Below are 26,356 nucleotides of genomic sequence, written 5' to 3'. Positions count from 1 at the left end.
TTTTATCCTGATGCTTTGAGCTCTACCCTATGTCTAACCCAAAATCTGACCATTCGATTAAAACCAATGCCTTTAGTCATCCAGAAGATGTTAAAGCTTGGATTCGTGAGCAAGCTCAGCAGTTAGGGTTTGCCACTTGCGGATTTGTGAGTGTTTATAACCCCGTTTTTAAGCGTCAAATGCAAGGATTAAAGGATTGGCTGGCTCAAAGCAATCATGGTCAAATGACCTTTCTTGAAAAAAATCACGATAAGCGTGCCAATCCTTCATTATTAGTCGAAGGCTCTCGTACCATAATATCTGTACGTATGGATTATCTTCAAATACCCCCAAAACCACGCACTGTGCAAGATAATGCACGACCAAACAATGCGATTATCGCTCGATATGCTCGTGGTCGTGACTATCATAAAATCATGCGTGCTAGGCTAAAAAAATTGGCTCTGTCTATTGAACAGATGCTCCCGCAGTGGCAACACCTTGACATCAATACGGATGCCCCCTTTATATTTAGACCCTTTAGTGATTCAGCACCTATTTTTGAACGGCCGCTAGCTGATGCAGCTGGGCTGGGCTGGACAGGCAAGCATACACTACTGATTAATAAGCAAGCAGGGTCTTTTTTTGTATTGGGCGAGTTATTTTTGAGCCTTACTCTCCCAGAAGATGAGCCTGTACAAGCACACTGTGGCAGTTGTTCAGCGTGTATAGAAATATGCCCGACTCAAGCGATTACTGCCCCCTATCAACTGAAGGCTAATGCCTGTATTTCATATTTAACGATTGAACATGATGGTGCCATTGATAAGCAATACAGGGAAGCTATCGGAAATCGCATCTTTGGTTGTGATGATTGTCAGCTAATTTGTCCTTGGAATCGTTATGCTAATGTTACTGTTATTGATGACTTTCATGCCCGTCACGGACTCGATAATAGCACACTCATTGAGCTTTGGAATTGGAGCGAGGAACAGTTCCTCGAGCGTACGCAGGGAAGCCCCATAAGACGGACGGGTTACATAAATTTTTTACGCAATATATCTATAGGTTTGGGCAATGCCCCATATAACCCTGAATATCTTAGCGCATTAAAACGTCGATTAGGACAAATTAATGACATGCTCGATGAACACATAATTTGGGCAATTGATCAGCAAAACGCTAAAAATAAGCAGGCTTAGTTAACTGTGTTTGTAAACTTTATTTTATAAACCTTGTCCCATGTCATGTTTAATATAAGATCTAAATACAAATCCAATTAACCACAAAGTTGCCTAATTTGTAATGCTCTTCACTAAAATAAACAGTTTTTTTTAACTAAACAGGCATCTACCAACAAAACGTAGTTATCCCTATCATCACTTATAAAAATTCCCATAAAAAAAGGCATACTATAAATGTATGCCCTTCTATATAAAGCGTTAATCAACTAACTTTCAACTCACTATCTTTCAACTCACTGTTTTTTGTGAAGAGCTACTTATTTAGTGATTAACATATTACTTTAGTTTTATTTTAGTTACTTAACTATTAAATATAAATACAGATAAATATAAATACAGAATTTAATAATAAATTAAATTATGGCTTAGGAATACGTAAGACTTGACCAGGATAAATTTTATCTGGGCTGGTCAGCATTGGTTTATTGGCTTCAAAAATTTTATTATATTCATTTGCTGACCCATAAACTTCTGCAGAAATTTTTGATAATGTATCACCCGACTTAACCGTATACATTGTCGACTCAGGGGCATCATCTTTAATATCAATATTATCAATAACTTTAGCAACGTTTTGAACATTACCAATCGCGATAATGGCTTTTTCACGGTCTGCCTGAGTTGCTGCACTACCGCTTATTTCAGCAGTATCGGTGCTACCATTATATTTGACTTTAAGATCACTAATATCAAGATTTTGTTGCTGAATACGCTTTAACAAAAGGTTTGCAACAGATTGAGCTGACGGCTCGCTAGATTCTGGGGTATTAGAGTCAGCTTTTGACTCTGGATTCTTCTCATCGCGGTTAAATATTTTATCGCCGATGTCCTTTGCGAAACTAAAAATTCCCATAAATTTCTCCTATTACTTTTTATTAATTAAGTTATTAATTAAGCCAATGTTAATCATATATTTATTATAAATAATTAATAAGACTGGCTAGTGATATAAGTTTTTTAACTTATCAACTAAAAGTATAGCCATAACGGATAGAATAATCACTATCCAAATGTAGCGTATTGTTACATTTTATTAATTCTACTTTATATGACTATATAGAGAGCTACCCATCTTGTGTCTACTATAGTCAACATATTTGCCATTACAGGTACTTCATAAGGCATCTACGCATAAATAGATGTATTGGATTGATCTAAAATGAATAAACTTAGGCCCAATAACGCTAAATTAACAACTTAGTGTCTGTAATATATTAGTGGCTTTAATAATGCTAATTTATTTTTCAGTAAAAATATGATCTTGCTCTGGGAAAAATATGGTTTTGCTCTGCAAATTAAACCTATTAATTACCGCAAAATACATAAACACTATCCATAAAAAAACCACGATAAATCGTGGTTTAGCAAGCGTCAACACGCTTTTAAACGATAGGCTTACTTACCAAAGCTACAAATATCCATTAAGATAAAGTTACAGCTTTGACTTAACGTAATCAATCGCTTTTTGTACGGTTGTGATTTCACTTGAATCATCATCAGGGATAGTGATATCAAAATCATTTTCAAATGACATTACTAGCTCTACTAAATCTAAAGAATCTGCACCTAAATCATTCATAAATGAGGCATCATTACTAATGTCTTCAACATTAATGTCCAGTTGTTCAGCTACTGCAGTCTTTACTTTTAACTCGATATCATCGCTCATGAAAGTCTCCTTACTCAATTTAAAGCATAATTATAATATTGATAATATTGTAACTATGACGAACGAAATGGTCTTGACAACCATCCCTTATAGTTTAGTTTACAAGTGTTCATTGTATCAAAAGGATTTACTTATTACTAACCTTTTTATAAGCCATTTAGCAATTTTTTTAACAGTTTGGCTATTTAGTTGTAATTTTGCCTTTGTAATACAGGGGCTATGACATATACATGCCACCATTAACAGGTAAAACAGCACCCGTAATATAACTTGCTTCATCACTTGCTAAGAAAGAGACTGCCGCTGCCACATCTTCAGGTTGACCTAAACGACCTGCTGGTACAGCATCAAGCATAGAGTTTAATAAACGCTCATCTAGCTCATCAGTCATATCTGTTTCAATCAGACCAGGTGCCACACAGTTTACAGTGACTTTACGTGAGCCAATCTCACGAGCTAACGTACGACTAAAACCTTCTACACCTGCTTTGGTAGCTGCATAATTTGCTTGACCAGCATTACCCATCTGCGCAACCACAGAAGTAATATTTATAATACGGCCTTTACGAGCTTTCATCATACCACGCATAGCACGCTTGCTCATGCGATATATAGAGGTTAGGTTGGTTTCAACAACTGTATCCCAGTCCTCACTACTCATACGCATGAGAAGCCCATCTTTAGTAATACCAGCATTATTTACCAATACCTGAACACTACCATAAACGCTTTCTATTTCTTCAAATAATTTCTCAATGTGCTCAGGTTCATTGACATTTAAAGCTCTGCCAATACCACCAGCATCATGTAAATAATCATCGATAGATTGCGCCCCTTCAGCAGTAGTTGCAGTACCAATAACAAAATGACCTTCTTTTGCAAATCGCTTAGCAATTGCTTTGCCAATCCCTCGGCTAGCGCCCGTTACCAATGTAATAGTACGGCTCATGACAACTCCTCTAATAATTTAATTATACGTGCAGGCTTATCTGTAGGAAAACTTGCAATAGGTGTCTCTTGTCTTTTTGCAAGATTACTTAACACCGTACCTGCACCACATTCGATTAGCAAGTTTATATGTTTATCTGCTAAATTTTGCATGGTTTGCGTCCAAAGCACAGGCATACTTAACTGCTCAGTTAGTGCTTGGGTAATATTGGTAACCGTCTTTTCAACAGCGGCATTACGATTTTGAATTACCGGTATTCTTGGTAAATTAATATCACTTGCTTTGAGTTTTTTTGCTAAAGCGTCGCTGGCTGGCTCCATTAGAGCACAATGTGAGGGAACGCTCACTTTAAGGGGCACGACTTTTTTACCCATGGCCTTAATCTGCTCAATCAGTGCCTCTACACCTTGCTCATTGCCTGCAACCACCACTTGACCAGGGCTATTAAAATTAGCGGCACTGACGATATACTCATCACTACTGCTTTTAACTTGGTCACATATACTGGTCACCTGACTGTCTTCTAAACCAAGTACAGCGGCCATTTTCGTATCAATATCGGCCACAGCCTCCTGCATTAACTTGCCTCTAGCATGGACTAATTTAACAGCATCACTTAGACTTATAGCACCTGCTGCACACAGCGCACTATACTCACCAAGTGAATGACCTGCCAAAAATAAAGGCTCAATATCAGCTTGCGCTTCTAAAATGCGCCAAATAGCTATACTTGCCGTTAATAAAGCAGGCTGTGTATTCTCTGTTTTACCCAGCTCAACATCATCTTGGCAAACTTCCCATAAGTCAAACCCCAACGCATTGCTAGCCTCTTGAAACGTGGCATTAACTATCGGATACTCTTCACTAAGCTCAGATAGCATACCCACAGTTTGAGATCCTTGTCCGGGGAAAACAACTGCGATACGCCGAGGTAAATCCGATGAAGCTTGTTTTTTGACTGGTTGCGACTGTGATATCGACATTTTATTGCCTACTTATATTTTAGAATAGTTTGTTCAATTTAGATCCGATATAAGGCGGAGTTAAACAGCACACCTTATAAATAATATACCTATAATAGTATATAAGGGTAACATAATATCTAATTTATAAGACTCAACTAGATATATCTTATATATGTATCATTAAAAATAAGAAAACCAAGCTTCCTAATGACACGTTCGCATTAGATAAGCTTGGCTCTTATATGAAACTCAATCATAAAAATGATTTATGAATTAGTCGTCTTGATTTGCCTTAAACAATTGGCGACCACGGTAAAATCCATCTTTAGTCATATGATGACGACGATGTTTTTCACCTGTTGTGGCATCAATGCTCAACTCAGCAACTTCCATATGGTGGTGTGAACGACGCATATCACGACGTGAGCGACTTTTACGACTTTTTTGAACAGCCATGGGACTAGCTCCTATTCTAAAACATGCTTTTAGCGCCACCAAGTATAAATACAGCAACGCTCATCTAGCAAAAATGAGTTCTCTATTGACCAAAATAAGAGAAACTCTTATTAAAAATCAAATAGGGTTAAAATCTGGGAATAATAAACGAGGGATTATACGCTTTTTATTCCATTAAATAAAGGGGCAATTCTACTATTGTTCTTATACATCGACTTTAATCACACAACCATGCTAACTCACAGTTTGCCTTTTAATTCTGCTAATGCGGCAAACGGACTTTCTGCCTCTTCTTCAATAATATCCCCTACCTGTTCTACTGCCATTTCACAATCATCATGTTTCGCCGATAAAGGAACATCCAGTAATAATTCATCCTCTATAAGCTTTGTAATCGGTAACAAACGTTCACCTTTTTTATTCTCTGCATAGCTATCTAAGAGTTCATCAAGCAATAAATAATCATCTGATTCATCTACCAGACTCTCTTGCGCTTCATTTTCCAGTAAAACCAATTGATTGTGATGACCTACATCTATGTTTAAAGGTTCTAGGCAACGCTGACAAATTACCCAAATCTTACCTGAGAAATCCATTGTTAATGTCAGCAACTGACCTATTTTTTTCATCTCAAACTTTAGATCAATGGTTTCATCTAAATATTTGGCAGGAACTGAACTAGCCAAACGTGGCATATTTCTAGGTATGATAGTACCATACCAGTTATATCCCACGTCTTGCCACTTTTCCAGATTAATATGATTTGGTAAATTTTCTTCAACGTTATTGGAGGAAGACTTAGAAGCCGTTTGGAAAGCGTTCATTTTTCTCACATTCTTAGTTAACATAATGTCATCTCACGATTTTCAAATAATACAGATATAGCACTATTGTAAGCTATATAATGCAGATAGTCCTTATAGCAATGTATATTAATATTTTTAAACAGGTCGCTACTCGCACTGTATAACGCTATCTCCTTAAAAAAACTCTTTTACCAGTTACAATGCCTACTATGTCAAATATTAATTTTAATGAGTTACCTATAAGTAAATTAATAGATTATTTGTCTTACTCGTCCACTACCCATATTAAACTCGAGCATACACATTTTATCTTTGCTACTTCAACCTCAAGCGTTAATGATCAAAAGTCTGTAAGAGAGCTAGCTAAGCTATGGCAGGATATTCAAAATAAAAGACGCCAGTCTCATGACATTACTAAGCAAAGTTATAGAAAAGACATCGAGATACTTGAAGTTGATTGGCTAATAAAAGTTTTTAATCAGACATTTAGACCACACAATGTTGTACTCACTCGTGGAAAAAATGAACCAGAATACTTTCCCGCCACACAAACCCAACCCGCTAGATTAGAATTTGCACATGGTTTTTTCTCTAGTGCACTACATGAAATCAGCCACTGGTGCATTGCAGGGGTCAAACGTCGAAGCCTACCAGATTTTGGCTACTGGTATGCACCAGATGGACGAAGTGAAGCGCAACAAAGGGCATTTGAACGTGTTGAGATAAAACCGCAAGCTTTAGAATGTTTATTTACTCTAACATGCGGTAAAGAGTTTCGGGCATCACAAGATAACCTGAATGCAAACTTTGATACTAGCAAAAGCACTTTTGCAATAGACGTCTACCACCAAGCGCAAATATTTATTGAAAACCCAGATCTTCTACCATCTGACGCAAAAAAGCTATTAACTGCACTTTCACATTTATGTCATGATATAAACAAGACAATAAAGCAATATGAGCATAGTATTATGTCTGAGTAGTTAAAAATTATTTTATTGAAGGTACCCCATGCAAACCTTATATATACATCCAAGTAATCCACAACCAAGACTAATTAAACAAGTCGTTGAGGCGTTGCAAAATGACTTATTGATTATCTACCCTACGGATACCAGTTATGCTTTCGGTTGCAAAATTGGTTCAAAAAATGCCTTAGCAAAGCTTAAACAAATAAGGCAGCTCGATGATAATCATCAGTTCACATTACTGTGTCAAGATTTGAGCGAGATTGCGACTTACGCTACAGTAGATAACCAACAGTTTAAAACGTTAAAGGCTATTACTCCTGCACCGATAACCTTTATTTTGAATGCCACAAAGGATGTACCTAAGAAACTATCACACCCAAAGAAAAAAAGCATTGGTATTAGGGTGCCTTCAAACCCAATTGCACAAATGCTTTTACAGGGAATAGGCGAACCTATTCTAACAAGTTCACTTATTATGCCTGATATGCAGTTGTCTCTAGATGACCCATTTGATATCGAAGAGAAGCTTAGTAATCAAGTTGACGTTTTAGTCAATGCAGGCATTCTAACCACTAAACTAACTACTGTGGTCGATATGACAGATTTTCCACCTACTCTAATCCGTCAAGGTGCGGGAGATGTATCAGAGCTAGTGGAATAATAAACCTAGATCCAACATTTATTCAGCATAAATAGATCATCAGAGCAAGACAACTCAATAGCTTAATCATAGCTCGAGCTCACTTTATCGTTATGAGGTGTATAAATGTATGTAATCCAATATACTGTCACTAAGACTAAAAACCACTAAGACTAAAAACAAATTACTCAATAAGCAGTAGTGAAAGTTTAATACTAAAAAACCCCAGTTGCTCTATTAATAGTATATTCACTACAATTAATAGAGCTACTGAGGTTTTAGTATAAGTATAAACTTAACTAATGTTTAGTCACGGTCTACAAGCTCAACATAAGCCATTGGTGCGTTATCACCATCACGATTACCACATTTGATGATACGTAAGTATCCACCTGGGCGGTCTTGATAGCGTGGTGCTAACGTACCAAATAACTTTCCAACCATATCTTTATTACGCATACGGCTGAAAGCCAAACGGCGGTTAGCAACCGTATCTTCTTTTGCCATAGTAATTAAAGGCTCAGCTACACGACGTAACTCTTTAGCTTTTGGTACAGTTGTTTTAATCAGTTCATGTTCAAACAGTGAGTTTGTCATGTTCTGGAACATGGCCTTACGATGGCTGCCGGTGCGACCCAGCTTAACTCCACTCTTACGATGTCGCATGGTCAAATATCCTTAATAGTTAACGGCTACGATAAGAAAAACGATCATCAACACGTAGATCTGCTGGTGGCCAATTTTCTAAGCGCATATCCAGTTCAAGATCTTTAGACGCTAATACGTCTTTAATTTCAGTCAATGACTTCTTACCAAGATTTGGGGTTTTCAGGAGTTCTGTTTCAGAACGCTGTACCAAATCACCGATATAGTAAATGTTTTCAGCTTTCAAACAGTTGGCTGAACGAACCGTTAGTTCTAAGTCGTCCACTGGACGTAATAGGACAGGGTCAACTTCTTCTTTCTCTTTCACAGGTTCTGGCGTTTCTTCAGCTTCTAGATCTACAAAGATTGAGATCTGTTGCTGCAGAATCGTTGCCGCTTTGCGAATTGCCTCTTCTGGATCGATTGTACCATTGGTTTCTAGCTCAATGATTAAGCGATCAAGATCAGTACGTTGTTCAACACGAGCGTTTTCAACTTGGTAAGCAACACGTGAAACTGGACTAAAACTAGCATCTAGTTTTAAACGACCAATAGCTTTTGTGTTACCGTCTTCACGGCGTAAGTTAGCAGGCTCATAACCACGGCCCATAACCACACGTAAGCGCATTTTTAAATGCCCACGTTCACCAAGAGTACCTAATACTAAATCGGGATTAGCAATTTCAACATTATGCGGTAAATCAATATCTGCCGCAGTAATTATGCCAGCCCCTTTTTTGTCTAAGGTTAAAAACACTTCATTTTGATCGTGCATGGTAATTGCAAGACCTTTTAGATTTAAAAGTAAATCTAAAACATCTTCCTGCAGACCTTCAAGAGTAGAATATTCATGATCTACTCCTTCAATCTCTGCTTCAATTACTGCTGCACCAGGCAATGAAGATAAAAGAATACGACGTAGGGCATTACCTAATGTATGCCCAAAGCCGCGTTCTAACGGCTCGAGCGTGACTTTTGCATTGGTTTCATCAACCGCATCCACATTAATGGCATTTGGCGTTAGAAACTCGGTAGCACTTAGCATCATATTGTCACCTCGATTAGTTAATCTAATAATTATTTGCGTTTACTTAGAATACAATTCAACGATTAAGCTTTCGGTGATTTCAGCTGGTAGATCAGTACGATCTGGCGCTTGCTTAAATGTACCTTGCATCTTGCTATGATCAACGTCTAACCACTCTGGTATACCACGTTGAGTTGCAAGTTCAATAGCATTCTTAATACGCAACTGTTCTTTTGCTTTTTCATGAATAGCGATAACATCGCCATCTTGGACCTGAATTGAAGGAATGTTTACACGAACAAACTCATCACGACCGGCTTTTTTAACCATAACAGAGCGATGGCTAACTAACTGACGCGCTTCTGCACGTGTTGAGCCGAAACCCATTCTATAAACGACATTATCTAAACGGCGTTCAAGCATTTGCAACAGGTTCTCACCAGTTGCACCACGTGCTCGTGCAGATTCTTTGTAGTAGTTAGCAAATTGGCGCTCTAAAACCCCATAAATACGTTTAACTTTTTGTTTTTCACGAAGCTGTAAAGAATACTCAGAGCTTTTGCTACGACTATTTCCATGCTGTCCAGGTACACTACCTGATTTTTTAGTCTTAACGTCATAAGGTTTAATGCCTGATTTTAAATGTAAATCAGTACCTTCACGACGTGACAACTTTAATTTTGGTCCTGTATAACGGGCCATGCTTGTGTCTCCTTGAGTTACGTCTTAATAGTAACTTGTAACGGTAATTTCGTCTTAATACACACACCGTATATAAATCGTTTATAAAAACGAGATATACGGTAATAATAGTTTATACGCGACGCTTTTTAGGCGGACGACAACCATTGTGTGGGATTGGGGTAACATCAGATATGCTGTTAATTTTATAACCTAATGCACCTAAGGCTCTTACCGCAGACTCACGACCCGGTCCTGGTCCTTTGACCAAAACATCGACATTTTTTACACCATATTCTTGAGCTGCTTTACCAGCAACTTCAGCTGCAACCTGAGCGGCAAATGGTGTAGATTTACGTGAACCACGGAAGCCTTGTCCACCAGAAGTGGCCCAAGCCAATGCATTACCTTGACGATCGGTAATCGTTACAATGGTGTTATTAAAAGACGCATGAATGTGGGCTACGCCCTCGGATACCGAACGACGTGCCGTTTTTTTACGACCACGGGTGTCTTTTGCCATCTTTTAGCTTCCTAAGTTAATTATCTTTTAATTGAACGAATCGGACCCTTGCGAGTACGAGCATTATTTTTAGTGTTTTGGCCTCTTACAGGCAAATTACGACGATGGCGAATACCACGGTAACACCCTAAGTCAACCAAACGCTTAATATTCATTGAAACGTCACGACGAAGGTCACCTTCTGTCATGTAGTTCCCAACTTGTGCACGGATAGCATCAAGCTGCGTGTCATCTAATTGACTGATTTTTGTCGTTGGTGCGATACCAACCGCTTCTAAGATCTGCTTAGCGGTTGTGCGACCAATACCAAAAATATAAGTCAACGAAATCACTGCATGCTTGTTATCCGGGATATTTACGCCGGCAATACGAGCCATTGATTTCTCTCCAGTTGTGAAAATGAGCATACAATCAATGTAATGCTTATGTTTCAGATTTTTGTCGTTCAGACATTTATCTAACAAATCGTATTTAAATACCACATAAAACGTCTATTAAATTTGTCGCAAACGACGGCAAGTGGCGGATGATAACTCATCCGCCATAATTATTCAAGTTTATTCTATAAATGTATTCGTAATAGAGCTGAATACATAAATGCAATTAACCTTGACGCTGCTTGTGGCGTGGTTCAGCTTTGCAGATAACGTGTACTTTACCTTTACGGCGAACAACTTTACAGCTACCACAGATCTTTTTTACAGATGCTTGAACTTTCATAATTTTCTCCTAGTGAACAAACACTTAGCATAAAACGATAGTAATGACATTTTACTTAATTAGTGTTTGATCATGATATTGGTGTGTCATTAAGTGAGCCTGTAGCTGAGATATAAAGTCCATCACTACGACTACCATAATTAAAAGCGAGGTACCACCAAGACCGAATGGAACGCCAAATGAAGACTGTATCAACATAGGCATTAAACATATAACAGTCATATAAATCGCCCCAATAAAGGTTAAACGATTTAAAACATGATCAAGATAACGTTGGGTTTGCAACCCTGGTCTTATTCCTGGTATGTATGCGCCACTACGTTTCAAATTTTCTGCAACTTCACGAGGGCTAAAAACTAAAGCCGTATAGAAGTAACAGAAGAAAATAATCATAGCGCCAAATAACATTAAATACAAAGGTTGACCTGGTGCTAATTGCAACGACATAGTTTGTAAGAATTGCTGCCATAAGCTAGGATCAGAAGAATTACCTACCCATTGACCTAAGCTTGCTGGAAACATTAACAAAGCACTTGCAAAAATTGCTGGAATAACACCTGCCATGTTAATTTTTAACGGCAAATGCGATTGCTGATCTGTATATATTTTTCGACCTTGTTGCTGCTTTTGCGCATAGTTAACAGGAATACGGCGTTGTGCCCGTTCAATATATACGATCCCAGCTGTAACTGCGATTCCTAATACAGCAAAAACAAGCAATATAATCAAACTCTGTGAATCATTCTTGACCATATCAAAAGACTGACCAATCATACTTGGCACACTGGCTACAATGCTTGCAAAGATAAGCATCGAGATCCCATTCCCTACCCCTCTTTCCGTAATTTGCTCACCTAGCCACATTAAGAACATGGCCCCAGCTACTAATGAACTTACGGCGGGAATAAAGAATGCAAGACCAGTCGTTAGCGTAAGGTTTTGACTGATAAGGCCTGTACTCATAAAAACGGCTTGAAGAAAAGCTAAACCAAGTGTACCTTGACGGGTATACTTATTTAGTTTTCTTCTACCAGCTTCACCCTCTTTTTTAAGAGCTTCAAGAGAGGGTAGAACAGCTGACATCATCTGCACTATAATTGAGGCTGATATATAGGGCATGATACCTAGAGCCATGATAGACATTCTCTCTAATGCACCACCGGAAAACATATTGAACATGCTTAAGATAGTGCCTTCATTTCGAGAAAATAAATCAGCTAAGCGCTCTGGGTTAATACCAGGAACTGGGATGTGTGAACCTAAACGGTAGACAACCAGAGCCCCTATTAAGAACAATAAGCGATTCCATAGCTCGTCATACTTTTTAATAAACACGAGTGGGTTCATCGGTATTGCAGAGGTCGGCACTGATTGCTTAGCCATTAAGATTACTCCTCAGTGTCCTCAATTGTGCCGCCAGCTGCCTCAATAGCAACACGGGCACCTTTAGTCACTTTAACACCTTTAAATGTATAAGCTTTAGTAACCTCGCCAGATAAAATGATACGCGCACGTCTCATATCATGACGGATAATGTTGGCTTCTTTCAAACTCTCAACACTTACTACATCGCCCTCAATCTTATTGAGTTCAGACAGACGAACTTCAGCAGTTGTAAAGGCCATTTGACTCGTAAAACCAAATTTAGGTACACGGCGGAATAAAGGCATTTGTCCACCTTCAAATCCACGACGAATACCAGATCCTGAACGTGACTTTTGACCTTTCACACCACGTCCACCAGTTTTACCTAGACCTGAACCAATACCACGGCCTTTGCGGTGTGCTGTTTTTTTAGAACCGGGGGCAGGTGCTAGTTCGTTTAATTTAAGTCCCATTACGCTTCCTCCACTTTAACCATGTAATTGATGCGATTCACCATTCCACGGGTTGAAGGCGTGTCTTCAACTTCTACGGTTTGACCGATACGGCGTAAACCTAAACCCATAAGACAAGCTTTGTGGCTCTTAAGGCGATGGGCACCAGATTTAATTTGAGTAACTTTCATTGTTTTCATCGTAACTCACCTATTTATATATATCTAAAAAATGGTTAGCCCAAAATTTCGTCTACAGATTTACCACGTTTCGCTGCCGCCTTTTCAGGTGATGACATGTCACGTAATCCATTAAAGGTTGCACGTACTACGTTAGTTGGGTTTGTTGAACCATAACATTTAGTTAATACGTCTTCTACACCAGCAGATTCAAGTACAGCACGTACAGCACCACCGGCGATAACACCAGTACCTTCGTTAGCTGGTTGCATATATACTTTACTTGCACCATGACGGGCAACAATTGGGTGTTGTAATGTAACGCCATCAAGATCAACTGTGATCATGTTACGTTTGGCAGCTTCAAGAGCTTTTTGGATCGCCGCTGGAACTTCACGAGCTTTACCACGACCAAAACCAACACGACCATTACCATCACCAACAACAGTGAGCGCAGTGAATGAGAAAATACGGCCACCCTTAACTACTTTCGAGACACGATCCACTGATACTAACTTCTCAACAAGACCGTCTGTTTGTTCTACTTTAGACATAATTAAAACTCCAATCCATTTTCACGAGCGGCTTCAGCCAAGGCTTTAACACGACCATGGTATTTGAAACCACTACGGTCAAAGGCGACTTTTGTAATACCTAGAGATTTACCACGCTCAGCGATAAGTTTACCTACAGATGTAGCAGCTTCAACATTACCCGTTGCACCAGAGCGTAACGAATCATCAAGTGTAGATGCTTGAGCAATAACTTCTCCGCCGGTTGGAGAAATGATCTGAGCATAAATATGTCGTGGAGTACGGTTAACAGTTAACCGATGCACACCCAAATGGCGGATGTGAGCACGTGTTTTTTTAGCTCGACGTAAGCGAGCAGCTTTTTTATCCAACATGTCATTTCACCTTATTTTTTCTTAGCTTCTTTACGAACCACATGCTCGTCACTATAACGGATACCTTTACCTTTATAAGGTTCGGGTGGACGATAACTACGGATGTTCGCAGCAGCTTGGCCTAGTTTCTGTTTGTCGCTTGATTTGAGGACAATTTCAGTTTGGCTTGGTGTTTCTGCACTTACACCTTCAGGTAGCATATATTCAACTGGATGAGAATAACCAACATTCAAGGTTAGTTTATTTCCAGCAACTTGAGCTTTATAACCAACACCAATTAGCTGTAAACGTTTTTCAAAACCCTCAGAAACACCTTGTACAAAATTGTTCAAAAGAGAACGTGCCGTACCAGTATGCATCCAAGCTTCTTTCGTTTCAGAAACAGGTAATAAGATGATTTGATCATCTTCTTGTTTAAGCTCGACCAAATCGTGCAGGTGTAAAGACATTGTGCCTTGCTTGCCTTTAACTTCAACCTGCCGACCGTTCAAAGTAACACTAGTGCCTTTAGGCAGTGCTACTGGGGCTTTAGCCACACGAGACATAGGAATATCCTTAATAACAGATAAATAACAAATGACTATGAAAAAATTAACAGGCCTAAAGCCTGTTATTTTTTTATAATCAGCTCTATATCACCCAAACACTTTCTATAAATATATTGCTAAATTTTGTTAAGTGCTTAGTTGAGGGCACATATTATAGCGTAATAATATTTTTTTAGAAGTATTAAATGATATGATTCTTAGTTTAGGCTACAAATGCAATTATTTCGCCGCCAATACCAGCTGCGCGTGCAGCACGATCACTCATGATGCCTTGGCTAGTAGAAACGATTGCAACACCTAAACCTTTTTGAACTGTTGGAATTGCGTCTTTACCACGGTACTGACGCAAACCAGGACGACTATAGCGTTTAATTATTTCAATAACTGGCTTGCCTTCAAAGTATTTTAACTCAATACTTAGAGTTGCTTTGCCGTTACCATGATCTTCTACGGATGCCGAAGCCACATAGCCTTCATTAACTAATAAATCTGCAATAGATTTACGTAGCTTTGAATTTGGCATATCAACAGAAACTTTTTTTGCCATTTGTGCGTTACGAATACGGGTTAGCATATCTGCAACTGTATCTTGCATACTCATATTATTACTCCCTTACCAACTAGCTTTACGTACGCCCGGAACATCACCTTGCATAACGCGTCGGCGCAATACATTACGTGATAAACCAAACTTACGGAAGTAACCATGAGGACGCCCAGTAACGCCACAACGGTTGCGTAATCTAACAGGTGATGAATTACGTGGTAGAGATTGAAGCTCTAAAATCGCCTCCATTCTCTCTTCATCACTTGCATTTGAGTCACTAATAATAGCTTTTAGCTTAGCACGCTTATCAGCATACTTAGCAACCATTTTCTCGCGCTTTAATTCGCGATTAATCATGCTTTTCTTTGCCATAATGCTTAAATCCTATTTAAATGGGAAGCCGAATGCTTTAAGCAGTGCCCGACCCTGCTCATCATCTTGAGCAGTTGTCGTGATAGTGATATCAAGCCCACGAAGGCGATCAATTTTATCATAATCAACTTCTGGGAAAACTATTTGCTCTTTGATGCCTAATGAGTAGTTACCACGACCATCAAAAGCTTTTGGAGAAAAGCCTCGAAAATCACGGATACGTGGTATAGCAATAGCAATGAGACGATCTAAAAACTCATACATTTGCTCGCCACGAAGAGTTACTTTGCAACCAATTGGCCATTCTTCACGGATTTTAAAGGCAGCAACAGATTTGCGAGCTTTAGTAATAACTGGCTTTTGACCTGCAATTGCCGTCATATCAGCTACAGCACCTTCCAAGAGCTTTTTATCTTGTGAAGCACCACCAACCCCCATATTAAGAGTAATTTTGGTAATTTTTGGTACTTGCATGACGTTTTCTAAGCCTAAAGCTTCTTTAATCTGTTGCTTATATTCGTCATTGTATAATGATTTTAATCTTGACATTGCTAATACACCCTTAGTGTTTATGCAGTCGCCACTACTTCACCGTTTGAACGATAAACGCGTTGTTTTTTGCCTTCGTCGTCAAACTGATAAGTAATACGATCAGCTTTTTGGGTTTGCGCATTGAAAATTGCGACGTTTGAAATATGTAAAAAAGCTTCTTGCTTAACAATACCACCTTCAGCACCAGTAGCCTGATTTGGCTTTTGATGCTTGGTTACAATGTTGATGCCTTCAACTTTAATACGGTCATTTTTTACCGCTAGCACAGTGCCTTGTTTGCCTTTATCTTTACCAGCAATAACAATGACATTGTCGCCTTTACGTAATTTAGCCATGGGTTACCTCACAGTACTTCTGGTGCTAGTGATACAATTTTCATAAATTGATCACCACGTAATTCACGAGTTACCGGCCCAAAGATACGAGTGGCAATCGGGGCTTGGTTCTGGTTAAGCAAAACAGCAGCATTGTCATCAAAACGAAGTACTGAACCATCAGGGCGACGTACACCTTTTTTAGTACGTACGACCACAGCGTTCATAACATCGCCTTTTTTGACACGGCCACGTGGGATTGCTTCTTTTACAGATACTTTAATAATGTCACCGACGGATGCATAACGACGATGAGAACCGCCGAGCACCTTAATACACTGAACACGTCGTGCACCGCTATTATCTGCAACTTCCAGAATTGTTTCAGTCTGAATCATCGCGCTACTCCATTGATCAGATGCATAAGGCAATTAAATTATTAAATTACCTAAGCAATCATTGAAAACGATGATCACAGAAGTAATTCAAGTATTCTGGTATGTCACCGCAAGGGGGCGTATTCTACCAGAATTTTATGCCAAATGCAATTTGCTTATATTTTTTCCGCTGTTTCCACAACGTCAAATAATTTCCAAGACTTAGTCTTAGAGATTGGGCGTGTTTCAACGATACGAACCACATCCCCTTCTTTACAGACATTATTCTCGTCGTGGGCTTTAATTTTTGTAGAACGACGGAGTTGTTTACCATACAGTGGATGGCGAACTTTGCGCTCAACCAATACTGTTATGGATTTATCCATCTTGTTACTGACAACCTTACCAGTAACAATACCTACAGATGTGCCCGCATTTTCGGCTTGTTGAATATCGTCACTCATGAGGCGCCTCTTTGTTTCTCATTAATCAAAGTCTTGATCTGAGCGATCGCACGGCGATTAGCTCGGACTTCGTGGGTGCTACCAAGTTGACCGGTGGCTTTTGCCATACGAAGACGAAATGCATCAAGTTGCTTCTCATCTAGTAATCCAGCCAGCTCTTCTACTGATTTGTCTCGTAATTCACTGATCTTCATTACATTATCGTCCGCTTAACAATGGTAGTTTTGAAGGGAAGCTTAGCCGCTGCAAGCGTAAATGCTTCACGTGCTAATTCTTCTGAAACCCCTTCTATTTCATAAAGCATTTTACCGGGTTTAATTTCGCATACCCAGTATTCAACAGGACCTTTACCTTTACCCATACGAACTTCTAATGGTTTTTCAGTAATTGGTTTATCTGGAAAAACACGAATCCAGATTTTCCCACCGCGTTTAACTTTACGAGTAATGGTTCGACGGGCAGCCTCAATTTGACGAGCCGTCATACGGCCCCGACCAACTGATTTAAGGCCAAACTGACCAAAAGCCACGGTATTACCACGATGTGCTAATCCGGTGTTACGCCCTTTGAACATTTTGCGAAATTTGGTACGTTTTGGTTGTAACATAGCTTAACCTCTATCTGTGTTTGCTCTGTCGGAATTGCGACGGTTTCCACGGCCGCGGCGTTTTGGCGCACGAGACTTGTCTTCTTTAGGTGGATTATAAACACTATCCATACCATCAAGAATTTCACCACGGAAAATCCATACCTTCACACCGATGGTTCCGTATGTAGTCTCTGCACGAACTGATGCATAATCTATATCAGCACGGAGTGTGTGTAGAGGTACTCGACCTTCACGATACCATTCAGTACGTGCGATTTCAGCACCACCTAAACGTCCTGATAATTCAACTTTAATACCTTGAGCACCTGAACGCATACTGTTTTGTACTGCGCGCTTCATGGCACGGCGGAACATAACACGGCGCTCAAGCTGACTTGAGATACCTTCAGCAACAAGTCGGGCATCTAAATCTGGAGAGGTAATTTCTTCAATATTAACCTGAGCTGGTACGCCCATCATTTTGGTTAACTCTTTCTGTAACTTCTCAATATCTTCGCCTTTCTTACCAATAACGATACCAGGACGAGCCGTTGATATTGTGATTTTAGCGGCACCAGTAGGGCGCTCAATCATAATGTGGCTTACCATTGCGTTATCGAGTTTTTTACGAAGATAATCGCGAACTTGAATATCATTAAGTAGATATTTAGAGTACTGTTTAGGGTCCGCATACCAGTTGGCATTATGCTTCTTAACGACACCTAGACGAATACCGATTGGATGTACTTTTTGTCCCATGAGTTATTCTCCTACCTTAACAGTGATGTGACAAGTACGCTTACTGATACGATCAGCGCGACCCTTTGCACGTGGTAGGATACGCTTTAGCGTTATGCCTTCATCCACATAGATAGTTGATACTTTTAAGGTATCAATATCTAAACTGTGGTTGTGTTCAGCATTAGCAATGGCAGACTCAAGACATTTCTTGACAAATACCGCGCCTTTTTTGTTACTGAACGCAAGGATATCCAAAGCACGCTCGATAGACTTACCACGAATCTCGTCTGCGACAAGTCGAACTTTCTGTGCCGAAATGGCGGCACCGCGTAATTTAGCAGTTACTTCCATAGTGAGCACCTTATTTTTTCATTTTCTTGTCAATGCCATGACCGCGATACGTGCGAGTCGGGGCAAATTCACCTAGTTTATGGCCAACCATTTGTTCGCTAATGATAACCGGTACGTGAGTACGACCATTATGAACAGAAAGAGTTAGACCAACCATTTGTGGCAGAATCATCGAGCGACGTGACCAAGTTTTGATAGGCTTACGTGAGTTAGACTCAATTGCTTTCTCAACTTTGGCAAACAAATGCGCATCAATGAATGGACCTTTTTTCAATGAACGAGGCATGAAATTATTCCTTATTTCTTCTTGGCGCGACGGCGGATGATCATACTGTCAGTACGCTTGTTACTACGCGTTTTAAGACCTTTAGTCTTCTGACCCCATGGGCTTGTTGGATGTTTACCCATATTTCGACCTTCACCACCACCATGTGGGTGATCGACTGGGTTCATCGCAGTACCACGCACCGTTGGACGAATACCACGCCAGCGTGATGCACCGGCTTTACCGAGTGATTTCAGGTTATTTTCAGAGTTCGAAACTTCACCAATAACTGCTCGACAGTTTACGTGTACACGACGTGTTTCGCCTGAACGCAAACGTAAAATTGCATAGATGCCATCCTTACCCAATAATTGAACTGAAGCACCAGCAGAACGAGCCAACTGCGCACCTTTTCCGATTTTAAGTTCAACATTACTAATAACCGTACCCACTGGAATATTCTTTAGTGGAATACAGTTTCCTGGACGGATTGGCGAGGCTTCACCTGATAATACGGTATCACCAACTTTAAGCTTCTTAGGTGCGATAATGTAACGGCGCTCACCGTCGGCATATTTTAATAATGCAATATGTGCAGTACGGTTAGGATCGTATTCAATACGCTCAACCGTGGATGGAATATTGTCTTTAGTTCGCTTGAAGTCAATAATACGATAGTGCTGTTTATGACCACCACCAATATGGCGTGTTGTTATACGCCCGTTATTATTACGACCACCAGACTTGCTTCTAGCTTCAAGTAATGGCGCATGCGGACGACCTTTGTAAAGATGTGGGTGTACCACTTTTTCAACAAAACGGCGACCTGCTGATGTTGGCTTTGCTTTTACGATAGGCATGAGTTGTATCCTTATTCGTTGTTCGCTGTTTCGCTAGTTGAAGGTGCTTTATCAGCAACATCTTCACCAGCATCAGCCATTTGTACATCTTGACCAGCTTTTAAGGTAACATAGGCTTTTTTAAAGTCATTACGACGGCCGATGCTTTTACCAAAACGCTTTGTCTTACCTTTAACATTTAAGGTGTTGACCTTAGTCACTTCCACACCTTCAAACATTAACTCGACTGCTTTTTTGATTTCACGCTTAGTGGCATTACCATCTACTTTAAATACTTGCACACCTAGCGAGTCACCTAACAGCTGAGATTTCTCTGAGAACACAGGCCCTTTTAAGACCTGATAAAGTCTTGCGTTGTTCATGCTAGTGCTTCCTCAAATTGTTTCGCTGCGTCAACAGACATGATGACTTTATCAAACGCAATCAAGCTAACAGGATCAACTTCGTTAGTACCTAATACATTCACATAAGGAATGTTTCGAGCCGCTAAATATAAGTTTTCGTCAACTTCATTGGTCACGATTAATGCTCTTGGAGCATCAAGTTCTGCTAATTTACTAACCAATTCTTTTGTTTTAGGAGTAGGCATTTTAATATCTTCTACTAAAACCAATCGATCTTGGCGAACAAGTTCAGCTAAAATACATTGCATTGCACCACGGTACATCTTACGATTCACTTTTTGTGACCAATCTTGTGGTTTAGCAGCAAATGCACGACCACCCCCACGCCAGATAGGACCACGAATTGAACCAGCACGAGCACGGCCTGTACCTTTTTGACGCCATGGCTTTTTACCGCCGCCAGAAACTTCAGCACGAGTTTTCTGTGCACGGCTACCCTGGCGTGCGCCTGCTAAATATGCAGTGACGACCTGATGAACGAGGGCTTCGTTGAATTCACGACCAAATGCCGTGTCAGACAGCTCAACCGCTGCGCCTGTAACAGTTTTTAAATTCACGTTAATCCCCTTGCTTAGGCTTTGATTGACGGACGTACGATGACATCGCCACCATTGGCACCTGGAATGGCACCTTTAATGACGAGAAGACCTTTTTCAGCGTCAACTGAAATTACTTCTAGTCCTTGAACCGTCACTCGTTTATTACCCATTTGGCCAGCCATTTTCTTACCCTTAAATACTTTACCAGGGCTTTGGTTCTGACCAGTAGAACCATGGGCACGATGCGATACTGAGTTACCATGAGTAGCGTCTTGCATGCTAAAGTTATGACGCTTTACGCCACCTTGAAAGCCTTTACCTTTGCTTTGACCTGTAACATCAACCAGTTGCCCAGCTTCAAACAAGTCTGCTGCAATTTGGTTTCCAGCTTCACGTCCCTCTAATTCTTCTTCAGTAACACGAAATTCCCATACACCACGACCAGCTTTAACGCCAGCTTTAGCGAAGTGACCTTTTTGCGCCGCAGTTACGCGACTGTCACGACGTTCACCTGTGGTAATTTGAATGGCTTGATAGCCGTCAGTGTCATTCGTTTTTACTTGAGTAATGCGGTTTGCATCGACCTCAACAACTGTCACAGGGATAGAAGCACCTGCTTCAGTGAAGACACGGGTCATGCCGCATTTTTTACCGACTAAACCGATCGCCATGTTAAACCTCTTTATATCTTCAATTAATAATTTGGGTAATTTGAGTCTCTCTATATTAATCAGTACGCATTAAATAGATGACGTACTATTGATTAACCCAATGCGATTTGAACGTCTACACCAGCAGCCAAGTCCAATTTCATCAACGCATCAACTGTTTTATCAGTTGGCTGTACGATGTCAAGCATACGCTTGTGAGTACGGATTTCGTACTGATCACGTGCATCTTTATTGACGTGTGGTGATGTAAGGACGTTGAAACGCTCTATGCGAGTAGGCAACGGTACAGGACCACAAACTTGCGCACCAGTGCGCTTTGCGGTATCGACAATCTCTTGTGCCGACTGATCGATTAATCTATGATCAAAAGATTTCAGTCGGATACGGATTCTCTGGTTAGCCATGCCAGCAAGCTCCTAATAAATGGGTTTATCTCTATTTAACGCCTTAATGGCATTAGTTTGATGATAAATAGCCGTTATATAAATGATTCACTTCCTGATCGTTTAAAGTTGAAATTAATCATCTTAATCTCAAAAAACAAATCAAAAAACAAAATAAATTTATTCCTTGCCCACCATTTCCACATTGGAAGGTAGCAAAGAAATATGAAGTTAGTACCAGAAACGATGCTCCGGCTGTAGGACGCTATTACTCAAGTTCTCCACAATTCTCATAAGATGCTATGATCTAGCAGGTTATTAAGCGATGAAAACCTGAAACGTCTATATAAATTCAGTGGATGGTATTATACAGATTATTTTGTTGTTTGCAAGTAGTGTTGTAGACAAATTTATAGAGTTACCTATAGAACTATCAATGATACATTTTATTTTTTGTTGAGCAATCAAGAGAAAAACATCAATATCCTTCAATCAAATAGTGCTTAGATTGAATGGCATTTAAAGTTAACAATACTCTCAATTAATGGCATTCTCGATTCTGTATGTACAAAAGGCTGTAATAAACCTATTATCTCAAACATCAACTAATCTAAAACAATATCGTACTGCTCCTGTGTGTAAAGGTTTTCCACTTCAAATGTAATTACTTTACCTACTAAATATTCAAGGTCAGCCACTGTGTCAGCTTCTGAGGATAGTAATAAATCAATGACTGCTGCATGGGCAACAACCGTGAACTTTTTAGGCGTGTTATACGTTCGAGCACAGCGCATAAGCTCTCTAAAAATCTCAAAGCAAACAGTCTCTGCTGTTTTGACAAACCCTTTGCCTTGGCAAGTTTTGCAAGGCTCGCAAAGTTGTTGTTCTAAAGACTCTCGAGTTCGTTTACGCGTCATCTCAATTAGGCCAAGTTCGCTTACTTGGGTAATTTTCGTCTTAGCATAATCCTGAGCCAGTTGAGCTTGCAAATTTTCAAGCACATCATCTTTATGCTCTTGCTCAAGCATATCAATAAAATCTAGTATGATGATGCCACCTAAATTACGTAATCTTAATTGATGCGCAATCGCATGCGTGGCTTCTAAATTTGTTTTGTATACGGTATCTTCAAGAGAGCGACCACCAACAAAAGAACCCGTGTTGACATCTATGGTTGTCATGGCCTCTGTTTGATCAATGATCAGATAACCGCCAGATTTTAAATCTACCCGACGTTTTAAGGCGTCTTTAAGATCTTCTTCAACGCGATGAACATCAAATAGCGGTTGATCACCAGTATAGGGGATAATGCGTGTGTGAATAAACGGCACAAACTCTTTAGCAAAACGACGTACTTCATTGTACATCCCTTCATGATCGACAATGACTTTTTCGGTGTCTGGGTGGACTAAGTCCCGTATGGATCTAAGCGGTAAGGATAATTCTTGATAGATAAGGACAGAGGCTTGTCCACTACCAATCGACTCTTCTTTACGTGCTTGAATAGTGCGCCACAGTTGCACCAAATAATAAATATCCTCTTCTAATTTCGGCACTGGTACTCGCTCAGCTGCTGTACGTGCAATAAGCCCCCCTTGCAAATTAACCGCCTGCATTAAATGCGCCAATTCAGTTTTTAATCTATGTCGCTCTTCTTCATTATCTATACGTTGAGAGATGCCAATGTGCTCGCTAGAGGGTAAATATACGAGATAGCGAGAAGGCAAGGAGATATTGGTGGTTAAGCGTGCGCCTTTCGTGCCTAGTTGGTCTTTAGTTACTTGTACTAATACTTTTTGACCTTCCTGTAACCGGTACTGAATTAATTCATGACGAGGTGGCTCACTGACCTGTCTTTCATGTAGCGGATTATTCTCTACTTGTGTAATGGCGTTACCCACTATATCCGGGCGATCATTTTCCAAAATATCAGTATCTAAATTATCAGCCTCATTCGCAAGTGCTGATTGTTTCTCGCGCATACCATTGGTTTCAATATCTGACTTCATGACGTTATTTACAAACGGTTCTAAACTTTTATTATCGCTAATCTGGCTAGCATCGGTAACAGTATCTGTATCCCTTTCAACAAGAAGATTAAAATGAGATGGGCTTGGCTCAGTTTCTAGAGTTTTGGTTTGGCTGTGCAGGTTTGAGCTGGACAAATAATCTGGATTATCCACATTCATACTGGTCAATATGGTCGGTTGCTGAGGTTTTGGCTTACGACGCATTTCTGGAGTACCCGTAAATGTGGGCGCTGCTCTCGGTATGCGGCGCATATCGTTAACATGTAAAAAAGCGGTGCGTGACTGTCCAATCTCGACAAATGCTGCTTGCATACCAGGCAATACACGCACCACAGTTCCCAAATATATATTGCCTACTAAACCTAACTTATTATGCCGCTCAATATATACCTCACTAACAACGCCATTATTTAATACAGCGACACGGGATTCCATTGGACTGACATTGATGAGTAACTCTTCTGACATAGCAAACCTATTTGATATTTTTAGATGATTTATTATAGTGAATTTAGGGACTGTATAGAATTCATATATAGCCGCTTAGCCGCTGCTTATTTATGACTTCGATATAAGGCAATCGAGTTTAGGGGATAAGGGTGTGACTAAAACAGAATGTTTGGACATAGTTTAGCGTATGGATAGCAACGCTGAGTAGTTAGACTTGATCTGAGTATACACCCATTGTGTGCTGATTGGCTTTGTGTTTAATGGAGTCGATTGCCATTAACGTCTGCGCCAGGGGTAAACCCACAACATTTGTGTAACTGCCGTTGATACGGCTAACCCAGGCAGCGCCTTTGCCTTGAATAGCATACCCCCCTGCTTTGTCCTGTGGCTCGCCACTTGACCAATAGGTCTCCATTTGGCGACTTGTTAACCGAACAAATTCCACTGTTGTTCTTTCTAATATTATTTGAGTATGGATTATGTTACCAGAGGCGTTTACTAAGCTAAGCTGCACCGCTGTCCATACTGAGTGACTTTTACCTGACATTTTCGTCCACATTCTAATAGCATCTGCTTTATCTATTGGCTTTACCAAAATAGAAACGCCATCTGGTAATACGCCAATGGTATCAGCAGTAATAACTAACTTTGGGTAACCCGAGGCGACTAATTGATCTTTAATCAGCTGATTGCACGCTGCAATAGCTTTACATTGAACCATTCGCTGAATATAGTCTTGCGGAGACTCATGTTGACCTACGCTCTCATCAATATCCACACTCATCGCTTCAAAATCGACATCAGCAGAGGCTAAAAGTTTCTTTCGCCTTGGCGAAGTAGACGCCAAAATAATGGGTAGAGGTTCGCCATCGAGGCTTTCATCATGCTTGTTTTTTGGATTAATGTCTACAATGTTTGTCATAGTTAATATAATTAATTTGGCAGATTTTAAATTTTAGAAGATTTTTAGGTTTTAAAATATAGTACTTAACAAATAAGTATTTATAAGAAACGTCTTAATAAGGTTTTAAGGAGCTATTTAATAAGGAGCTATTTAATAAGAAGCCATTTGAAATAGTTTCGAAGTAAACGAGAGTGTATAGCTTTATAAAGAAGATTTTAAAGCTGTATAAAAAGAGGTCATTACCATTCACAATAAAATCTCTAGATATATGGCGTCAATACATATGAGCTCTAATTTTCTGCTTTTTTGCTACCTACTTAGATACTCGTATTAGCGCAAAATAGACGATTGGCCAAGTTATAATGCTTATTACCAAACCTAAAATACTATGACTAATAAAAATGTTTTGTGTAATGTACTGAACTACCCATAAAGTTAGTTGGAAAATAACTAAAGCACTGCTTGCAACCAGCCAAGCAATTGGCAAGCTTAAATCACGTAAGTAAATACAAATAAATCGTATTGAAAACGCCATAATTACGGCGGCACAACCCTGTTGACCCAATCGTGTATCTAATAATAAGTCAGCAATGATACCCACAGTAAAGGCCACCCCCACACCAACGTTTCTAGGTTTATGTATCAACCAAAAGACAAGCACCATTATAAGTGCCATTGGACGCAAGCTAGAAGCACCTAAGCTCATGGGATAAATATTAAAAATAGAGGCTATAACAAAGCTTGTTACTACAACGAAAAGACTGGCTGCTGGACTTAACGGGGTATCAATCATACTACCTATAGATCCGGTTGCGAA

General features: G+C 39.8%; 39 protein-coding genes and 1 pseudogene. 3 read left to right on the top strand and 37 right to left on the bottom strand.

Annotated features, from left to right (window positions below):
- Positions 1-29: 29 nt before the first annotated feature.
- Positions 30-1,181 carry a tRNA epoxyqueuosine(34) reductase QueG gene (gene queG / locus AC2SLL_RS07465; protein WP_486531057.1) on the top strand — a complete coding sequence of 384 codons (1,152 nt, stop codon included), beginning with the start codon at positions 30-32 and terminating at the stop codon, positions 1,179-1,181.
- Between the two features lie 400 nt (positions 1,182-1,581).
- Here queG and lysM read toward each other — a convergent pair whose 3' ends face one another.
- The 6 genes from lysM to AC2SLL_RS07435 all read right to left on the bottom strand — a co-directional run bounded on the left by lysM (position 1,582) and on the right by AC2SLL_RS07435 (position 6,110).
- Positions 1,582-2,076, bottom strand: coding sequence for a peptidoglycan-binding protein LysM (gene lysM, locus AC2SLL_RS07460; protein ID WP_486531056.1), 495 nt, complete (start codon positions 2,074-2,076; stop codon positions 1,582-1,584).
- Positions 2,077-2,655: 579 nt separating this feature from the next.
- A complete protein-coding gene (gene acpP, locus AC2SLL_RS07455) occupies positions 2,656-2,892 on the bottom strand; it encodes an acyl carrier protein (protein WP_486531055.1) in 237 nt (78 codons plus the stop codon).
- A gap of 217 nt (positions 2,893-3,109) precedes the next feature.
- Positions 3,110-3,841 carry a 3-oxoacyl-ACP reductase FabG gene (gene fabG / locus AC2SLL_RS07450; protein ID WP_486531054.1) on the bottom strand — a complete coding sequence of 244 codons (732 nt, stop codon included), beginning with the start codon at positions 3,839-3,841 and terminating at the stop codon, positions 3,110-3,112.
- On the bottom strand, positions 3,838-4,824 hold the full coding sequence (fabD, locus tag AC2SLL_RS07445) for an ACP S-malonyltransferase (RefSeq protein ID WP_486531053.1): 987 nt from the start codon (positions 4,822-4,824) through the stop codon (positions 3,838-3,840). The genes fabG and fabD overlap by 4 nt, the downstream gene beginning before the upstream one ends.
- A gap of 255 nt (positions 4,825-5,079) precedes the next feature.
- The gene (gene rpmF, locus AC2SLL_RS07440; protein ID WP_486531052.1) at positions 5,080-5,262 is read right to left on the bottom strand and encodes a 50S ribosomal protein L32; all 183 of its coding nucleotides are present in this window, start codon (positions 5,260-5,262) and stop codon (positions 5,080-5,082) included.
- A 239-nt stretch (positions 5,263-5,501) separates the two neighbouring features.
- On the bottom strand, positions 5,502-6,110 hold the full coding sequence (locus AC2SLL_RS07435; protein WP_486531051.1) for a YceD family protein: 609 nt from the start codon (positions 6,108-6,110) through the stop codon (positions 5,502-5,504).
- Positions 6,111-6,277: 167 nt separating this feature from the next.
- Between AC2SLL_RS07435 and AC2SLL_RS07430 the strand changes: the two genes are divergently transcribed.
- Positions 6,278-7,051 (top strand): elongation factor P hydroxylase, encoded by a 774-nt coding sequence (locus tag AC2SLL_RS07430; protein WP_486531050.1) that lies wholly within the window; start codon positions 6,278-6,280, stop codon positions 7,049-7,051.
- Between the two features lie 28 nt (positions 7,052-7,079).
- Complete coding sequence (locus AC2SLL_RS07425) at positions 7,080-7,700, top strand: L-threonylcarbamoyladenylate synthase (protein WP_486531049.1); 621 nt, start codon at positions 7,080-7,082, stop codon at positions 7,698-7,700.
- A 285-nt stretch (positions 7,701-7,985) separates the two neighbouring features.
- Here the strand turns inward: AC2SLL_RS07425 and rplQ are convergent, their stop codons facing one another.
- The 31 genes and pseudogenes from rplQ to mreD all read right to left on the bottom strand — a co-directional run bounded on the left by rplQ (position 7,986) and on the right by mreD (position 26,332).
- Positions 7,986-8,345, bottom strand: a complete 360-nt coding sequence (gene rplQ, locus AC2SLL_RS07420; protein WP_486531048.1) for a 50S ribosomal protein L17 — start codon at positions 8,343-8,345, stop codon at positions 7,986-7,988.
- A gap of 19 nt (positions 8,346-8,364) precedes the next feature.
- Positions 8,365-9,372 carry a DNA-directed RNA polymerase subunit alpha gene (locus AC2SLL_RS07415; protein WP_486531047.1) on the bottom strand — a complete coding sequence of 336 codons (1,008 nt, stop codon included), beginning with the start codon at positions 9,370-9,372 and terminating at the stop codon, positions 8,365-8,367.
- 39 nt (positions 9,373-9,411) lie between these two features.
- Entirely contained in the window at positions 9,412-10,053 is a 642-nt protein-coding gene (gene rpsD, locus AC2SLL_RS07410; protein ID WP_486531046.1) for a 30S ribosomal protein S4, read from the bottom strand.
- A 112-nt stretch (positions 10,054-10,165) separates the two neighbouring features.
- Positions 10,166-10,555, bottom strand: coding sequence for a 30S ribosomal protein S11 (rpsK, locus tag AC2SLL_RS07405; protein ID WP_486531045.1), 390 nt, complete (start codon positions 10,553-10,555; stop codon positions 10,166-10,168).
- A 20-nt stretch (positions 10,556-10,575) separates the two neighbouring features.
- Positions 10,576-10,932, bottom strand: coding sequence for a 30S ribosomal protein S13 (gene rpsM, locus AC2SLL_RS07400; protein ID WP_486531106.1), 357 nt, complete (start codon positions 10,930-10,932; stop codon positions 10,576-10,578).
- A 226-nt stretch (positions 10,933-11,158) separates the two neighbouring features.
- Positions 11,159-11,275 carry a 50S ribosomal protein L36 gene (gene rpmJ, locus AC2SLL_RS07395; RefSeq protein WP_007394227.1) on the bottom strand — a complete coding sequence of 39 codons (117 nt, stop codon included), beginning with the start codon at positions 11,273-11,275 and terminating at the stop codon, positions 11,159-11,161.
- A 51-nt stretch (positions 11,276-11,326) separates the two neighbouring features.
- Positions 11,327-12,658, bottom strand: a complete 1,332-nt coding sequence (gene secY, locus AC2SLL_RS07390; RefSeq protein ID WP_486531044.1) for a preprotein translocase subunit SecY — start codon at positions 12,656-12,658, stop codon at positions 11,327-11,329.
- Between the two features lie 5 nt (positions 12,659-12,663).
- Positions 12,664-13,113, bottom strand: a complete 450-nt coding sequence (rplO, locus tag AC2SLL_RS07385) for a 50S ribosomal protein L15 (RefSeq protein ID WP_486531043.1) — start codon at positions 13,111-13,113, stop codon at positions 12,664-12,666.
- Positions 13,113-13,292, bottom strand: coding sequence for a 50S ribosomal protein L30 (gene rpmD, locus AC2SLL_RS07380; protein ID WP_486531042.1), 180 nt, complete (start codon positions 13,290-13,292; stop codon positions 13,113-13,115). The genes rplO and rpmD overlap by 1 nt, the downstream gene beginning before the upstream one ends.
- 35 nt (positions 13,293-13,327) lie before the next feature.
- Entirely contained in the window at positions 13,328-13,825 is a 498-nt protein-coding gene (gene rpsE, locus AC2SLL_RS07375) for a 30S ribosomal protein S5 (RefSeq protein ID WP_486531041.1), read from the bottom strand.
- 2 nt (positions 13,826-13,827) lie between these two features.
- Positions 13,828-14,178: a 50S ribosomal protein L18 gene (gene rplR, locus AC2SLL_RS07370; RefSeq protein ID WP_486531040.1), complete on the bottom strand. Its 351-nt coding sequence runs from the start codon at positions 14,176-14,178 to the stop codon at positions 13,828-13,830.
- Between the two features lie 11 nt (positions 14,179-14,189).
- Positions 14,190-14,723, bottom strand: coding sequence for a 50S ribosomal protein L6 (gene rplF / locus AC2SLL_RS07365; protein WP_486531039.1), 534 nt, complete (start codon positions 14,721-14,723; stop codon positions 14,190-14,192).
- Positions 14,724-14,928: 205 nt separating this feature from the next.
- Positions 14,929-15,327, bottom strand: coding sequence for a 30S ribosomal protein S8 (rpsH, locus tag AC2SLL_RS07360; protein WP_486531038.1), 399 nt, complete (start codon positions 15,325-15,327; stop codon positions 14,929-14,931).
- 12 nt (positions 15,328-15,339) lie between these two features.
- Positions 15,340-15,645 (bottom strand): 30S ribosomal protein S14, encoded by a 306-nt coding sequence (gene rpsN, locus AC2SLL_RS07355; RefSeq protein ID WP_486531037.1) that lies wholly within the window; start codon positions 15,643-15,645, stop codon positions 15,340-15,342.
- 12 nt (positions 15,646-15,657) lie between these two features.
- Entirely contained in the window at positions 15,658-16,194 is a 537-nt protein-coding gene (gene rplE / locus AC2SLL_RS07350) for a 50S ribosomal protein L5 (protein WP_486531036.1), read from the bottom strand.
- A gap of 20 nt (positions 16,195-16,214) precedes the next feature.
- The gene (gene rplX / locus AC2SLL_RS07345; protein WP_486531035.1) at positions 16,215-16,532 is read right to left on the bottom strand and encodes a 50S ribosomal protein L24; all 318 of its coding nucleotides are present in this window, start codon (positions 16,530-16,532) and stop codon (positions 16,215-16,217) included.
- Positions 16,533-16,540: 8 nt separating this feature from the next.
- Positions 16,541-16,909, bottom strand: coding sequence for a 50S ribosomal protein L14 (gene rplN, locus AC2SLL_RS07340; protein WP_486531034.1), 369 nt, complete (start codon positions 16,907-16,909; stop codon positions 16,541-16,543).
- 155 nt (positions 16,910-17,064) lie between these two features.
- Positions 17,065-17,352, bottom strand: a complete 288-nt coding sequence (gene rpsQ / locus AC2SLL_RS07335; RefSeq protein WP_486531033.1) for a 30S ribosomal protein S17 — start codon at positions 17,350-17,352, stop codon at positions 17,065-17,067.
- Entirely contained in the window at positions 17,349-17,546 is a 198-nt protein-coding gene (gene rpmC / locus AC2SLL_RS07330; RefSeq protein WP_486531032.1) for a 50S ribosomal protein L29, read from the bottom strand. Before rpmC ends, rpsQ begins: the two co-directional genes overlap by 4 nt.
- Positions 17,546-17,959, bottom strand: coding sequence for a 50S ribosomal protein L16 (gene rplP, locus AC2SLL_RS07325; protein WP_486531031.1), 414 nt, complete (start codon positions 17,957-17,959; stop codon positions 17,546-17,548). Before rplP ends, rpmC begins: the two co-directional genes overlap by 1 nt.
- Positions 17,899-18,700, bottom strand: a pseudogene (gene rpsC, locus AC2SLL_RS07320) (30S ribosomal protein S3). Before rpsC ends, rplP begins: the two are co-directional and overlap by 61 nt.
- A gap of 3 nt (positions 18,701-18,703) precedes the next feature.
- The gene (rplV, locus tag AC2SLL_RS07315; RefSeq protein ID WP_486531030.1) at positions 18,704-19,033 is read right to left on the bottom strand and encodes a 50S ribosomal protein L22; all 330 of its coding nucleotides are present in this window, start codon (positions 19,031-19,033) and stop codon (positions 18,704-18,706) included.
- 10 nt (positions 19,034-19,043) lie between these two features.
- Complete coding sequence (gene rpsS, locus AC2SLL_RS07310; protein ID WP_486531029.1) at positions 19,044-19,319, bottom strand: 30S ribosomal protein S19; 276 nt, start codon at positions 19,317-19,319, stop codon at positions 19,044-19,046.
- Positions 19,320-19,330: 11 nt separating this feature from the next.
- A complete protein-coding gene (rplB, locus tag AC2SLL_RS07305; protein ID WP_486531028.1) occupies positions 19,331-20,158 on the bottom strand; it encodes a 50S ribosomal protein L2 in 828 nt (275 codons plus the stop codon).
- 11 nt (positions 20,159-20,169) lie between these two features.
- Entirely contained in the window at positions 20,170-20,520 is a 351-nt protein-coding gene (gene rplW, locus AC2SLL_RS07300) for a 50S ribosomal protein L23 (RefSeq protein WP_486531027.1), read from the bottom strand.
- A complete protein-coding gene (gene rplD, locus AC2SLL_RS07295; protein ID WP_486531026.1) occupies positions 20,517-21,119 on the bottom strand; it encodes a 50S ribosomal protein L4 in 603 nt (200 codons plus the stop codon). Before rplD ends, rplW begins: the two co-directional genes overlap by 4 nt.
- 14 nt (positions 21,120-21,133) lie before the next feature.
- Complete coding sequence (rplC, locus tag AC2SLL_RS07290; protein ID WP_486531025.1) at positions 21,134-21,772, bottom strand: 50S ribosomal protein L3; 639 nt, start codon at positions 21,770-21,772, stop codon at positions 21,134-21,136.
- A 92-nt stretch (positions 21,773-21,864) separates the two neighbouring features.
- Entirely contained in the window at positions 21,865-22,176 is a 312-nt protein-coding gene (rpsJ, locus tag AC2SLL_RS07285) for a 30S ribosomal protein S10 (RefSeq protein ID WP_007394248.1), read from the bottom strand.
- A 584-nt stretch (positions 22,177-22,760) separates the two neighbouring features.
- Positions 22,761-24,653, bottom strand: coding sequence for an Rne/Rng family ribonuclease (locus AC2SLL_RS07280; protein ID WP_486531024.1), 1,893 nt, complete (start codon positions 24,651-24,653; stop codon positions 22,761-22,763).
- Between the two features lie 190 nt (positions 24,654-24,843).
- The gene (locus tag AC2SLL_RS07275) at positions 24,844-25,557 is read right to left on the bottom strand and encodes a Maf family protein (protein WP_486531023.1); all 714 of its coding nucleotides are present in this window, start codon (positions 25,555-25,557) and stop codon (positions 24,844-24,846) included.
- 295 nt (positions 25,558-25,852) lie between these two features.
- Positions 25,853-26,332, bottom strand: coding sequence for a rod shape-determining protein MreD (mreD, locus tag AC2SLL_RS07270; protein ID WP_486531022.1), 480 nt, complete (start codon positions 26,330-26,332; stop codon positions 25,853-25,855).
- Positions 26,333-26,356 lie beyond the last annotated feature (24 nt).

Source organism: Psychrobacter sp. CX97 (genome assembly GCF_057396285.1).
Note: the sequence above shows the minus strand (reverse complement) of the source record. Positions and strands in the feature narration are given on the sequence as shown.